The sequence below is a fragment of the Bradyrhizobium algeriense genome (assembly GCF_036924595.1).
In the GTDB taxonomy this organism is placed as follows: Bacteria; Pseudomonadota; Alphaproteobacteria; order Rhizobiales; family Xanthobacteraceae; genus Bradyrhizobium; species Bradyrhizobium algeriense.
The window spans coordinates 5216940-5229577 of the sequence record NZ_JAZHRV010000001.1; the positions used below are offsets into that span (position 1 = coordinate 5216940).

Below are 12638 nucleotides of genomic sequence, written 5' to 3' on the forward strand. Positions count from 1 at the left end.
TCCCGCAGTTGCGCATTCATTTCGCAGTGCGAACAATGCGCGTCGTCGCGTGCTTGGCTGTGTAATTGGGCTCATGCGGAGCCTGGGGAGGCCGGATCATGGACCCATGGCGATTGGCAACGAAGGCGCAGCGCCGCATCAATTTAGTCGCGGGCTTGGCTCTCGCGAGTTGTGTTCTCGCCTGGCTCGCAGGCTTCGGTTCGGCTTCCACCCAGCACATCAGCGCTTCCGTCGAGAACGCCGGCGCAAAGACAGTCGTGGAACGCCACGAACCATCTCTGGTCGCAAGCGTCGAGCCTACGGTTATGCCGCAGGCGACAGTAGTAGCGAACGCCGCCATCGGTGATGTTGCGACGGCAACGGCCGCCGAAGCCACGCCAAAAGCCGCCGACACGACGGCAAGCCTGGATGAGCCGAAACCTTTTGTCGTGGCCTCGCTGCCGGAATCGTCACAGGTAGTTCCGGCCGAAACACCGTCCGCCGAGGGCAAGCAGGCGAGCATGCCTGATCCCGCGCCAGCGAAAACCGCCGACGCGACGGCAAGCCCGGATGAGCCGAAGCCTTTTGTGGTGGCCTCAACCGATCCGTCGCAGGTATTTTCGCCCGAGGAAGTCGCAACGGCGCCTGAGCCTGCCCTGCCGGCTGTGAGCACCATCGAAATCAACGAGGAGTGCCTGGTAGCCGAGATCTGCATCGATCGGTACCTGTGGGCGCTCTACGAACGGGCGCCCAAGATCGACGCCATCAAGGTGACTGAGCGGCGGAAAGTCACGATCAAGCGGAAGGGCAAGACGGTGACCGTCACCAGGACCTTCACCAGGCGTGTCGACGAGGAGTTTGGGTGGAAAGACCCGAAGGCGGCGGACAAAGCCGGCATGGCGATGATGGACTACGTGATCGGCGGCATGGACCGGAGTTTCAAGATAAAGCTGTTTCATACGCTCCACGCGGCGGAGCAGGCTGGACTGCAGCCCGGCATCACCAGCGCGTTCCGCGATGACTACCGTCAATCGATCGCCACCGGCCTCAAGGCCGCAACCGATCGATCCTACCACGGTGGGAGTACCCGTGGCGGCTATGGCCGCGGGCTTGCGGCCGACATCGTGAGCGTCAAGGGCGCGACCCGGGCGCAGCGATGGGTCTCGACTGAAAAGCTCTGGAAATGGGTCGACGAACGCGGCAAGGAATTTGGAATCGGACGGCCCTATCTCGACAGGGATCCGCCGCACGTGGCGCCGATCGACGGCAAGGAATATACCTCTCGCCGAGGTGGCGCGAAGACTCAGGTGGCCGAAGCGAAGCCGAAAACGCACGTGGCGGAAGCGAAAATCAAGAAAGGCAAGCGGCTGGCTGCTCGAGGCGACCACAGCGTGGCCAAACGCGCGCGAAACGTAAAATTGTCCAAAGGCGCGAGAACCGCGAAATTGTCCAGAGGCCGGACCATGTGACCGGTTCAAGCACGCACTTCCCGCCCCCGGCGGGAAGACTGCAAGCTTGCCCTGCCTACGCTCCTGTCAGGAGCGCATCAATCATACCCATCCTCTCGACCAGACGGCAGCAAGCGTCAGCCCGTATTCCTGACCGCATTGGCCAGCATGGCGTAAAGCTCGCGCTTGGTGAGCTCCCTGGTCTGCTTTGCGACAGGCTTCTGCGTAGACACCACCCTATCCACTGGCCGGGCGCAGGCTGCTGCGAGCGTCTGCCTTCGCGTCGGCACGGCCACGATCCTGGGGTTGGCCGTCGGTGGCTTGTGACCCCGCTTGTGGCCCAAGCGCTTCAGCTTCGCGCTCACTGCGTTGCGGCTGTAGCCCAGTCGACTTGCGATCTGACCGGCGCTGTAGCCCGCGGCCCAGAGTTCTTTGAGCAGTGCTACGTCTTTCGCATCCCAACTCATGGGAGATACTTATACACCGAATGTCGGCGTCAGGCGAGTCGTTGCTGATGGTTCGTTGGCCGATGGTTGATCTCGTCGTTAATGCAGCCATCATCATCACTCGCGAAGTTGATGACTGCGGTCAGCTCTTACTTCGGATCGCGAACTCGCGAACCAGCCGCCGCGACCGTCAAGGCGATCGCTGCCGGATCGCAGCAGAGCACCATCAACAATATCAGCCACCGCACCGCGACTTCGGGCGCGACGCCGACCATCATCGCAAGATACTGGATCGGGCCTGCGGATGCCTCGACGCGGGAACGTTCACCAGCCAGCGCCGCGCGTTGCGCCTGCAGACCGACCAGCGTTGCGGTTGCCGCCTGCCGCTGCGTATCCAGCCCATCCCGCGTCAGGCGCTGTTGGGTCGCGATGTTGATCGCCCGCGTCACCCGGCCGCGGCTTGTCGATTCGTCGACGGCCCGGTCGATCTGCGCAATGCGGCTGTCCAGGTCGGCAACGGCAGCCTTTTGCGCCGTGACGCGGGCGTCGAGCGCCTCAATGCGCTCGGTGACGCCGGAACGCGACGTGGCCGCCACGCTGACATGCGCCTCGACCAGCTTGCCGAACACACCGGCGGCATTGATCAGCGCGAGGCCGGCAACGAGGGCCACCATAACGAAACGCATTTTCCAGTTGGTCCGGCGCCAATGCGCGGCCAGCCATCCGGCGATCACCAGCTTGCCGGCTTCCATCGTGGCGGCGAGCACCATGACCGCAACCGGCGCGCCGGGAAATATCTCGGCCATGCCCGCGACGGAAAAGTATGCCGCAACCGTCGCCAGGGCGAGCGCTGCGGCAAGGGCAAAGGCGCGGCTGGCGCGGGCGCGTTCCGGCGTGGCGGGAACGGCCTCCGGCACGATGGGTGCGGAAAACTCTGGCGGCTCGAGCGGCGCGTTGGGCGCCTCTGGCTCGCCATCGGCCTCGGTCGTCTTGGTCCTGGCTGTCCTGGCTGCCTTAGCCTTGGTGCCTTTAGCGGCCTTGGATGCCGGAGAGGCGCGGCTGCGTTTCGTCGCCGGCAACGGCGCCTCGCCGGATGATTCAACGCTTACGTCTTCCATAGGCGTCGCCACCAATCGAGGCGTGCGATGTGAGGCATTGGCCCAGGCGTCAAGCTGATGCCTGATGCGCACAGCATCGCTGTCGCCCTCCGTCGGTTCGGTCGCGGAGATCGCTTGCGTGGTTGCGCGGCGTGTCATGTGGCCCCCTGCCTCGTAACGGCAAACGCCAGCTTCTCCTCGGCGAAGAACTGGAGTGTGCCGTAACCTTCCGTGTCGACGGCATACCTGAAGCTTCCGTCAACGGTCGGAAACACCGCGACAACCGTGCCCGACTCGTGATCGTTAGCAACGTTTTCGACTTGCTCACCAACCGCAAATTTCGCCATCGAAAACTCCTTTTCGGATTCGTCGATGCGATTATATCTCCACGGGCAGGCTGACGCTGCCCAACGATTCGCCTTCCGGAATTTAGGACGATGGTTGTTGCACTAATGTCTCATCCTGCTCGCGGGAGGGAACCGCTCTACATGTGGAGCGTGAAGCGAACATGGCGCGATGTCCGGATTGAGTCTGAAATGCGCGTCGAAGACGAAATCAACCGGACGATCTGAATTTGCGAGTTCGCGAGCGAACCCAGTAGCGAGCGAGCCCAATTTGTAGGATGGGTGGAGCGCAGCGATACCCATCAATATTGCCGCCCGGGACGGTGGGGTTTCGCTGCGCTCTACCCATCCTACGAGCTGTGCGATCATCGCGAGCCCAGACACGGCGATCCAGCACTGTTGCAGCGTTAAGACAGTCACAGCCATTCCGGCACGGTCCCGTAGTTCTACGCTTTGCGAATCGTCCATGCCCGCCCCTACTCTCAGCACAGTTCGCATCCCCTGGCGTTTGCTGGTATCCGTCCCGCGCAAAAAAGCACGGCTACGGAAGGGTTGCGTATTTGCAGGTCAATTCGCGTAAGGGGCGTCCAAAAAAAACGGCGTGCACCAATGTTGGCACGAACCCTGCATTGGCTGAATGAAGCTGAACGAATTGGATATTCCTTATCAACGAAGGTCACCATGCTCGTCACTCTCGTCGCCGTTCTCTGCAACAGCCAGCTCTGTCTCGAAAAAGTCGTCACCACCAGTGACCAGTCCGGCATCACCATGAGCGCCTGCGCGGTCAACGCGCAGATCGGAATTGCCGACTGGCTCGCCAAAGGGCCGTATCGCGACTGGCGATTGCAGCGCTACAAATGCGTGCTCGGGAAGTACGTTCCGAAGAACGAAGCCTGAGCCAGTAGCGGCGAAGCTGCCGCTGATCCGCCGCGCTACGTCACGCTGTGGCGCCACACACAACGCTGTCATACCCCGCGCATGCGGGGTATCCAGTACGCTGCGGCCTATCGTTTCAATCACTGACATCTCTGGAATACTGGATCACCCGCATGCGCGGGTGATCACGACTGAATGTGACTTCGCGTTCTCGCGGCGCGCTGCGCCCGAGGTTTGCATGAACCTTTCCCTCAAAACAGAGGGAGCAGGGAATGCCGGGTGCTTGCTGCACCCGCGGTCTCGTGTGCAATGGGCACAAGGAAGTGCGCACACGAGCATACAGGTACAGCCGGAGCACTCCGGCATTCCCTGCGCAATGGTTTGACGGCTTATGCCGTGCTCTCCCCGGAGCCGAATTCCTCTGGCCTCCGTCGCTGCCGGCTTGATGGCTCAACCGATCCGGTTGGATCAATTGCGCCGCCGGCAGCTTAGCATCAGCCACGGATGCCAGGACCACACGGTTTTGCCGTACGCTTCAGCGCCGTACGTCTTGCGCGCTGCGTTCGCTCACGGATAACCGCCCTGCGAACGCCTTCACGCGCCCGACGCTGCTGCGTCCACCGCATCCCACCCCGCGTCCGTGACGATCGCGATCCGCCCCTCGTGAGGGATGAGACGGCGAGATTTTTAGTGCTGATTTGGGGTGATCGAAAAGGAAATTGTTTTTTCAGAAGGGACTGGACGGGGCAAATCACGTTGAATTGGCTCAGCAAATTTGCGTTTTCGAGCAACGTCCATGGATGGTTGAAACCGCTGGAGCGGAAGGCGGACGGTAGTTGAGTGCACTGTCACCGTAATGCGAAGATCAATGCCGAACGAAAACGCAAACGGCTGGATCGACAGTTTGCACGGCACGTCACGAACGTGCTCTCTCCGGCCAATAATACATGTCTGCCTTTCTCGGAGGATCGATATCGAATTTAAAGCCAATTTCTTTCGGGTCTAAGACAGTGATCGACGCCATCGACACGCCCTGATCTTGGATGCTGCAAATCTTTGCGGGATAACAAAAGGCCTCGCCGACCAAATAAAAACTCGCTCCAAGATCAAACGTGTTTTCTTGTACAACGGCAACGACGGCTCCATTCGAAAACCGCTCTTTGATCACACCCGCGCGATCAATTCTGCCCAGTTCCCTGACTTTTCTCAGGCACGCCCACTGAACGCACTCGGTCAAAGCAGCGCAGAGAGATTCAACAAAATTGGCGAACTCCAAAAGCGCTTCGGTGCCGAGAAGGTCGTCAACTTCAATACCGCCATGGGCAGCATCGTTTCGATACTGAACTAGCTGGCCCAATTTTGATTCGGCTTTGTCTTCTTGACCGTTCTCGGCCAAAAAGCGCCTAATCGCTCGATGACCATCTATCCATTCCTTTACTTTGGGGATGCCGCATTTTTCGAATAGGGTCGTTAACTCACTCATTCGCAGATTTTGATCGTGCGACAATAATGCTTCCGGCAACAAACGATATGTACCACCGTTGAATATATTTTTGATGTCATCCAAAACGCTTTCAAACCTGATGGTGCTTTTGTATCTTTCCCGATCTAAATCAATTAATATTTGACCGACAGCTCGCCGATGTTGCGTTTGAAATTTATCATCTAGGTCAGTGTAGGCAACGTTACGCTCGATGAATTGAAGATGAGCAGTTAGGAGATCCTCAACAAATTTTTCGTATACCCCGTATAAGCGAGTAATTGCAGAGCAATGATCTATGATGCGCCATTCGATGGAAGTGGGCGCGCTTTGATAAAGCAGTCCAACATCGAAGCACAGTCCGGCTGCGTTATTGCATCGCAGCGCTTTATTGTTGACCATCATCCGCACGTTTGCAGAAAAGCTTATATGCTTCTTCACAGACTCAATATTTTGACGAACGCGTTCCGCAAGTATTTCATACATGAGAGGATAACGCCCGCTCAAGCATCTCAGAGAAGAGGCGAATGCGGTCTTGCACGTCCCTTTTGGTATTGCCTCGGCCGGTGAAGACGCCGTCCTCGTTCGAGCGAAAAAGCTCTTTAGTTTGTTCAACTATTAGAGCCGATCGAGCTGACAATTCCGCAATTTTGCCGATATGATTGGAAAGCCCGACCATCACAGCATCATAAAACGCCTTATGAGGATTCGCCTCCCAACGATTGTTAGTCGGGTCGAACGGACGGAACGCATGGTCTTCATATATGAACGTTGCGAGATTTAGTGTGGTCGCAAACAGCTGACCTAATTCCTGAATATCTTCGCTATCGAATTTCGATGCTTTCGCCATGTAGAGGTCTAGAAAACCTTGCATTCCCCTCGTGTAATGATCGGCGTGACGCAGAGCAAAAAATCTAAGGACCAATTCAAGATCACCCATCTTTGAGTAAAACGAACTGCTCAAAAGAGTTGAGTTCTTCTCGATTTCATCTGGAACATATCGAGGTAAGCCCCACGCTTTCCGGAAGGCATCTAACCTAGACAATTGCAAGAGAAGATCGTTGAAATCAGTTCTATACAAAGCGTTCCTGATTTCTTGGCGCTCCAATGCAACGCCGCCTGTATTCAATCGTTCGAAGACAGTCTCTCGCAGGAAAAGGGCTTCATCCTCATCGGCAGTAGATTCTTTTAAAAGCACGATAGAGGTAATGGACCTGCGATCTATACCGGCCTGAAGTTTATCCGGCAGATTCCGATACAGCCGCCCGTTCAGCTCCGGCCACATTTCAAGCCCAGTAAGCTTCAAGTTATTGTCGTAGAATTCCTTCAGCGCGGTGACGCGCTGCTGTCCATCCATCACTTCGTAAGAGTTAAATTCCTTTTCATAAAGGAAGATAGGAGGAACCGGTATGTTCATGATGAACGATTCAATCAGCAAGCTTTGCTTTTTGGCGTCCCACCGCGGACGACGCTGATAGAATGGACGAAGATCCATGTAGTTTGGCTTTTTCATCGCTTCCACGAAGCCAGGAAGCTTTTCACGGTTCGTCTCGATGACAATCCGCCCCTCGCCGCGAGAATATCTTTCATCGATGGCTCGATCGTCGCTCGGCAAGGCAACTTCGTCTTTGGTGGTTTCCCACATCTTTAGTTCGCTGGCAGCAAAAGGCATAACGTTCCCCCAATTCCTTCTTCATACTATCAGTAGAGCGACGCCGTAAAGGCAACTGTTGTTATAATTCGCGATCTTACTGGATACGGCCGACGTGACATTCGGTGCAACCCACGTTGCAAACAATGTTACAGGGAAGACCCAATGCGAAGCGGCCGCTTATTGCTATTACCAGGTAAGCACACAACGCCAGGGTAGGTCGGGGCTCGGGCTAGAGGCCCAGCGGAAGGCCGTAAATGATCGCCTATGCGGCGATGCCGCATTAATTTCCGAATACACCGAGATCGAAAGCGGCCGCAAAAATGACCGCTCAAGGTTAGCGCGGGATCACGGTGCCAGTGCACTTTACTCGTTCTGCACCCTCGCTCGCCGCCTTCATCTTTGGACCGGCACCTCGATCAGTCCCAAATACCGCGCCATAGGCCGGAAATCGCTGTCGTTGTGGAGCAGCGGCCCGCGATTTTCGATGCACCAGGTGCCGATCAAGAGATCGATGGTCTTGCGAACCGTGATGCCGCGCCGGCGCAAGGAACGGAAATTGCGGGCGGCTGCGGTGGCGATCGCGTCGCCGGCCATCGATACGATCTCGAAGCGTCGCAACAGGGCCTCGACCTCCCGGGCCGCCCGCTCGCTGTCGAGACCCTGCAGCACTTCGCAAAGCATCAGGTCGCCCACGACGATCTCTTCTGTGCCGAACAGCGCACGGAGGTGCCGGACGTGCGGCTTATTGCGGCCGTTGAGGAAGTCGATCCAGACGCTGCTGTCGACGACGATCACCCGGCCGCTCGTCCCTTGCGACTGCGGGCGAGGTTGCCGCGCCAGCGGTATTTGCCGAACGCCCCGCCAACTTCCTGCTGCCTTCGCAGCCGGATCATCAAGCGGAGCGCCTGTTCCACCGTCTGCTTCTTGGTTTGCTGTCCGGAGGCTTTTTGCGCTTCCGCCATCAGCGCGTCGTCGATCTCGATATTGGTGCGCATGGCCAGCGCTCCGTCGCTATGTGTATAGACCGATACTACTATACACATCAGCACGCCACAATAGGCGCGGCATTAAGGCGTTTGGGTTTCGTTGCGCTCTCGTACGAAATGGCTTCAGCCCGTAGGATGGGTGGAGCGCAGCGATACCCATCGAATGCGATGTAGAACAGTGATGGGTTTCGCTTCGCTCTACCCATCCTACGAGAGCTACCCAATCGGCTTCAGCCCCGCCTCGATCGCCGCCCTTCGCGGCTCCAAAAACGGCGGCAGCGCCAGCTTTTCGCCCAGCGTCTCCATCGGCTCATCCGTCGCAAACCCGGGTCCATCCGTCGCGATCTCGAACAAGATGCCGTTGGGCTCGCGGAAATAGAGGCTGCGGAAATAGAAGCGGTCGATCTCGCCGCTGTTGGGAATGCGAAGCTCGTTCAGGCGCTGCGTCCAGGCGTGATACTGCGCCTCGTCGGGGGTGCGGAACGCGACGTGGTGGACGCCGCCGGCGCCTTGCCGCGCGACAGGCGATTCCTTGTCTTCGAGCACGTGCAGTTCGGCGGCGGGGCTACTCTGTCCCTTTGCCTCGCCCATCTCGAACACATGAATCTCCGCACCGTGGGCGGCATAGTCGCGCACGCGGCGCATGTTCATCACGTCCGTCAGCACGAACGCAGTCCGCGACAATTCGTGCACGGTCAGCACGATCGGACCGAGGCCGCGGATCTGGTGCTCTATCGGCACCGGACTGCGCTCCCACGGCGAGGCCGTGCCCTTGCCGCCATCGTCGACCAGCACCAGGCGCTGGCCCTCGCCGTCCTCGAACGGCAGCGTCAGCCGGCCGTCGACCTCGACGATATCGCGTGCCACAGCGCCGGCTGTCTTGAGGCGATCCCGCCAGTAGCCGAGGGTGTTTTCGCCCGCGACGCGCAGGCCGGTGCGCGAGATCGAATTGGTTCCGCGCCGCTCGGGGGCAGCCGGGAAATCGAAGAAGGTGAGATCGGTGCCGGGATTGGCTTTGCCGTCGGCGTAGAACAGGTGGTACGCGCTGACGTCATCCTGGTTGACGGTCTTTTTCACCAGCCGCATGCCCAGCAGGCCGGTGTAAAAGGCCAGATTATCCCGCGGCTTCGCCGAGATCGCGGTCAGATGATGAATTCCGCCTAGCTGCATTGCGTCATCCTACTGGTCACATCCATGGGAAAAATCCGCCGGGACAGTTTGGTCCCTTGCCGGATCATGTAGGATATGGCCGGATGATTGACCAGCGGCACCGTTGCCGCCCGCGATCCAGGGACAAGTTCATGACCGAACACCTCATTGTGTCGGATGAAGATGCGACGCGCGTCATCAAGCTGCGGCGGCCGGAGAAAAAGAACGCATTCACCCAGGACATGTATCGCGGGATGAGCGATGCGATCGACAAGGCGCAGAACAATCCCGACATCCGCTGCATCATCATAACAGGCGGTTCGGGTGTGTTCACCGCCGGCAACGATCTCGAGGACTTTCTCAAAGAGAGCACCTCGAATACCGATGCGCCGCGCGAAGCCTCCAACGCCGTAAAACTGCTTTATTCGCTGGCGCACAACGTCAAGCCGATCATCGCCGCCGTCGACGGCGTCGCGATCGGCATCGGCACCACGATGCTGTTCCATTGCGACTATGTGCTCGCCAGCACGACGGCTACCTTCTCGACGCCGTTCATCAATCTCGGACTGGTGCCGGAAGGCGCATCCAGCCTGCTGATGCCGCGCACCATGGGCCACCAGCGCGCCTTCGCCATGCTGGTGATGGGGCGCAAGTTTTCCGCCGAGGAGGCGCGCGAGGCCGGCTTCGTCAATGTGGTGGTGGCGCCCGGACACACCGAAGCCGAGGCGCGCAAGGTGGCCCGCGAGATTTGCGCGTTGCCGGCGGAAGCGGTCGCGATCTCGCGGAAGCTGCTGAAGCTGCCGCCGGAGGACATGACGCGGCGGATCGACCAGGAGAGCCATCTGTTCGGCGAACGGATGCACTCAAAGGAAGCGGTGGCGGCGTTCCAGGCGTTCTTTACGCGGAAGAATGGGTAGGCTTCAAACACAACGAAACAGGCGTGTAACGAGCGAGTACCATGCATCACCCGGTGATGAACAATACGAAGTGGAACGAGCTGCGGCTCGCGATGTACAATACCGACCCCACGCCGCGCTGGAGTACCCTTTGCCAAAATGGATATCGCTCGGCCCCCGACCGCGAGTGGTATTATCATTTTCGAGACGGCGGATATGAGGACATAGTTTACGTAGATATCCTTGCCGACGATCGCGAACATCGAGAGCGCATCAGAACGGCAATAAAACGAATCCATGTGCCCGGCGAAGAAACCGACGACGGATTCCGCATCTACGGATACGCCGAACGGGGACAAATGCTGGATTACCTGTGACAGCATCAAGATCAACGACTTACCAGCAAGCAAGCATAGCCCGGATGAGCGCAGCGACATCCGGGGTTTTCAACTCCCGCCCGTCCCGCATGTCGCTGCGCTCATGCGGGCTACCTGCTCTCTCCACCGTCATTGCGAGCGCAGCGAAGCAATCCATTCTTTCTTGACGCGGCGCGATGGATTGCTTCGCTGCGCTCGCAATGACGGAGACACACTGAGCTGCTATGTCAAAGCCATGAAAGCTTTTCCTCGTCCTATCTCTGCACTCGCACTGCTCGCCACGGTCTGCGCGACGGCACCGGGCAAGGCCCAGACCCCCACCCCCGTCGATCTGCGCATTCTCGCGATCAACGATTTTCACGGCTACCTGCGCCCGCCGCCGGGCGGGATCACGATTGCCGATCCCGAGGACAGAACAAAGAAAATCACCGTCCCGGCCGGCGGCGCCGAACATATGGCGACGCTGGTCGGCCAGCTTCGCGAGGGGCACAGGAACACGATCTTCGTCGCGGCCGGCGACCTGATCGGCGCCAGCCCATTTTTGTCGGCGATGTTCCATGACGAGCCGACGATCGAGGCGCTGTCGATGATGGGGCTGGAGATTTCCTCGGTCGGCAACCACGAATTCGACGAGGGCAAGGAGGAGCTCTTGCGCATGCAGCATGGCGGCTGCCACCCGGTCGACAAATGCCAGGGGCCGCATCCGTTCACGGGCGCAAAATTTCGTTATCTCGCCGCCAGCACGTTCGAGAAGAGCAGCGGCAAGACCGTGTTTCCCCCTTACGAAATCCGCAGCTTCGACGGCATTCCGGTCGCCTTCATCGGCCTGACCCTGAAGGGCACCCCGGGCCTCGTCTCGCCGGTCGGCATTGCGGACCTCGAATTCCGCGACGAAGCCAGTACGGTCAATGCGCTGATCCCGGAACTGAAGGCGCGCGGCGTCGAGGCCATCGTCGTGCTGATCCATGAGGGTGGATTGCCGACGGGCGACTACAATGAGTGCCCCGGCGTTTCGGGACCGATCGTCGATATCGTCAAAAAATTCGATCACGCTGTGGACGTCGTGGTCTCCGGCCACACCCACCGCGCCTATGTCTGCGAGATCGACGGGCGGCTCGTCACCTCTGGCGACAAATACGGCACGCTCGTCACCGCGATCGATCTCAAGCTTGATCCGACGACGCGCGATGTCGTCAGCGCCAAAGCCGACAACACCATCGTGCGGTCAACAACGCTTTCGAAGAATCTCGACCAGACCGCGCTGATCGAAGCCTATGACAGGGTCGCCGCCCCCATCGCCAACCGTCCGGCGGGTAGGCTAACGGAAACGCTGTCGCGCACGCCAAAAAATACCGGCGAGAGCCCGCTCGGCGATATCATCGCTGACGCGCAGCTCGCCGCCACCCGTGCGGCCGCGAACGGCGGCGCGGTCATCGCCTTCACCAATCCCGGCGGCATCCGCACCGACATTACGCACAAGGAAACCGGCGCGGTGACCTATGGCGACCTGTTCGCCAGCCAGCCGTTCCGTAATCAACTGGTGACGATCACGCTGACCGGAAAACAGATCAAGGACATGCTGGAGCAGCAATGGCTCGATCCGAAACGGCCAAGAATCCTGCAGGTATCGAAGGGATTCGCCTATGCGTGGGACGGATCGAAGAGCGACGGCGAACGCGTGCTGCCTGAGCGGATATCGCTGAACGGGCAACCGGTCGATCCCGCCGCGAGCTATCGCGTCACCGTCAACAATTTCCTGTTCGTCGGCGGCGACGGTTTCACCGTGCTTACCCAGGGAACCGCGCCGCAGGTCGGCATCTACGACGTCGACGCGCTGCATGCCTATTTTGGGGCGAACAGCCCGGTCGGCCCGACCGCCGCCGATCGCATTATCAGGATCAATTGA

The 12638-nt window shown here is 59.1% G+C and carries 13 protein-coding genes; 5 read left to right on the forward strand and 8 right to left on the reverse strand.

The features are described 5' to 3' along the window. Positions 1-98: 98 nt before the first annotated feature. Positions 99-1448, forward strand: coding sequence for a hypothetical protein (locus tag V1286_RS25215; RefSeq protein WP_334484025.1), 1350 nt, complete (start codon positions 99-101; stop codon positions 1446-1448). A gap of 116 nt (positions 1449-1564) precedes the next feature. Here V1286_RS25215 and V1286_RS25220 read toward each other — a convergent pair whose 3' ends face one another. From V1286_RS25220 to V1286_RS25230, 3 genes are all read right to left on the reverse strand, one after another. Further along, entirely contained in the window at positions 1565-1894 is a 330-nt protein-coding gene (locus tag V1286_RS25220; protein WP_108518747.1) for a GcrA family cell cycle regulator, read from the reverse strand. A 128-nt stretch (positions 1895-2022) separates the two neighbouring features. Beyond that, positions 2023-3129 carry a hypothetical protein gene (locus tag V1286_RS25225; protein ID WP_334484030.1) on the reverse strand — a complete coding sequence of 369 codons (1107 nt, stop codon included), beginning with the start codon at positions 3127-3129 and terminating at the stop codon, positions 2023-2025. Further along, a complete protein-coding gene (locus V1286_RS25230) occupies positions 3126-3317 on the reverse strand; it encodes a hypothetical protein (protein WP_108518742.1) in 192 nt (63 codons plus the stop codon). The genes V1286_RS25225 and V1286_RS25230 overlap by 4 nt, the downstream gene beginning before the upstream one ends. 678 nt (positions 3318-3995) lie before the next feature. Between V1286_RS25230 and V1286_RS25235 the strand changes: the two genes are divergently transcribed. Beyond that, positions 3996-4211 carry a hypothetical protein gene (locus V1286_RS25235; RefSeq protein WP_334484033.1) on the forward strand — a complete coding sequence of 72 codons (216 nt, stop codon included), beginning with the start codon at positions 3996-3998 and terminating at the stop codon, positions 4209-4211. Between the two features lie 895 nt (positions 4212-5106). Here V1286_RS25235 and V1286_RS25240 read toward each other — a convergent pair. The 5 genes from V1286_RS25240 to V1286_RS25260 all read right to left on the reverse strand — a co-directional run bounded on the left by V1286_RS25240 (position 5107) and on the right by V1286_RS25260 (position 9480). Continuing rightward, on the reverse strand, positions 5107-6156 hold the full coding sequence (locus V1286_RS25240) for an MAE_28990/MAE_18760 family HEPN-like nuclease (protein ID WP_334484035.1): 1050 nt from the start codon (positions 6154-6156) through the stop codon (positions 5107-5109). After that, positions 6149-7342, reverse strand: coding sequence for a DUF262 domain-containing protein (locus tag V1286_RS25245; RefSeq protein WP_334484037.1), 1194 nt, complete (start codon positions 7340-7342; stop codon positions 6149-6151). The genes V1286_RS25240 and V1286_RS25245 overlap by 8 nt, the downstream gene beginning before the upstream one ends. Positions 7343-7717: 375 nt before the next feature. Next, positions 7718-8119, reverse strand: coding sequence for a type II toxin-antitoxin system VapC family toxin (gene vapC / locus V1286_RS25250; protein WP_417021183.1), 402 nt, complete (start codon positions 8117-8119; stop codon positions 7718-7720). Continuing rightward, positions 8116-8319 carry a type II toxin-antitoxin system VapB family antitoxin gene (locus V1286_RS25255; protein ID WP_334484040.1) on the reverse strand — a complete coding sequence of 68 codons (204 nt, stop codon included), beginning with the start codon at positions 8317-8319 and terminating at the stop codon, positions 8116-8118. The genes vapC and V1286_RS25255 overlap by 4 nt, the downstream gene beginning before the upstream one ends. A 207-nt stretch (positions 8320-8526) precedes the next feature. Then, positions 8527-9480 carry a ring-cleaving dioxygenase gene (locus tag V1286_RS25260; protein ID WP_334484042.1) on the reverse strand — a complete coding sequence of 318 codons (954 nt, stop codon included), beginning with the start codon at positions 9478-9480 and terminating at the stop codon, positions 8527-8529. Between the two features lie 131 nt (positions 9481-9611). Between V1286_RS25260 and V1286_RS25265 the strand changes: the two genes are divergently transcribed. The 3 genes from V1286_RS25265 (at position 9612) to V1286_RS25275 (ending at position 12638) form a co-directional block, all read left to right on the forward strand. Continuing rightward, on the forward strand, positions 9612-10376 hold the full coding sequence (locus V1286_RS25265) for a crotonase/enoyl-CoA hydratase family protein (RefSeq protein WP_334484045.1): 765 nt from the start codon (positions 9612-9614) through the stop codon (positions 10374-10376). Between the two features lie 41 nt (positions 10377-10417). Next, the gene (locus tag V1286_RS25270; protein WP_334484048.1) at positions 10418-10732 is read left to right on the forward strand and encodes a DUF6678 family protein; all 315 of its coding nucleotides are present in this window, start codon (positions 10418-10420) and stop codon (positions 10730-10732) included. A gap of 235 nt (positions 10733-10967) precedes the next feature. Next, entirely contained in the window at positions 10968-12638 is a 1671-nt protein-coding gene (locus V1286_RS25275; protein ID WP_334484050.1) for a bifunctional metallophosphatase/5'-nucleotidase, read from the forward strand.

Bases quoted from the DNA above. Each gene is read 5' to 3' on its own strand.
- V1286_RS25230 (WP_108518742.1), bottom strand. From the start codon at position 3,317: ATGGCGAAATTTGCGGTTGGTGAGCAAGTCGAAAACGTTGCTAACGAT.
- V1286_RS25265 (WP_334484045.1), top strand. From the start codon at position 9,612: ATGACCGAACACCTCATTGTGTCGGATGAAGATGCGACGCGCGTCATC.
- V1286_RS25245 (WP_334484037.1), bottom strand. From the start codon at position 7,342: ATGCCTTTTGCTGCCAGCGAACTAAAGATGTGGGAAACCACCAAAGAC.
- V1286_RS25225 (WP_334484030.1), bottom strand. From the start codon at position 3,129: ATGACACGCCGCGCAACCACGCAAGCGATCTCCGCGACCGAACCGACG.
- V1286_RS25215 (WP_334484025.1), top strand. From the start codon at position 99: ATGGACCCATGGCGATTGGCAACGAAGGCGCAGCGCCGCATCAATTTA.
- V1286_RS25270 (WP_334484048.1), top strand. From the start codon at position 10,418: ATGCATCACCCGGTGATGAACAATACGAAGTGGAACGAGCTGCGGCTC.
- V1286_RS25220 (WP_108518747.1), bottom strand. From the start codon at position 1,894: ATGAGTTGGGATGCGAAAGACGTAGCACTGCTCAAAGAACTCTGGGCC.
- V1286_RS25260 (WP_334484042.1), bottom strand. From the start codon at position 9,480: ATGCAGCTAGGCGGAATTCATCATCTGACCGCGATCTCGGCGAAGCCG.
- V1286_RS25240 (WP_334484035.1), bottom strand. From the start codon at position 6,156: ATGTATGAAATACTTGCGGAACGCGTTCGTCAAAATATTGAGTCTGTG.
- V1286_RS25235 (WP_334484033.1), top strand. From the start codon at position 3,996: ATGCTCGTCACTCTCGTCGCCGTTCTCTGCAACAGCCAGCTCTGTCTC.
- V1286_RS25255 (WP_334484040.1), bottom strand. From the start codon at position 8,319: ATGCGCACCAATATCGAGATCGACGACGCGCTGATGGCGGAAGCGCAA.
- V1286_RS25275 (WP_334484050.1), top strand. From the start codon at position 10,968: ATGAAAGCTTTTCCTCGTCCTATCTCTGCACTCGCACTGCTCGCCACG.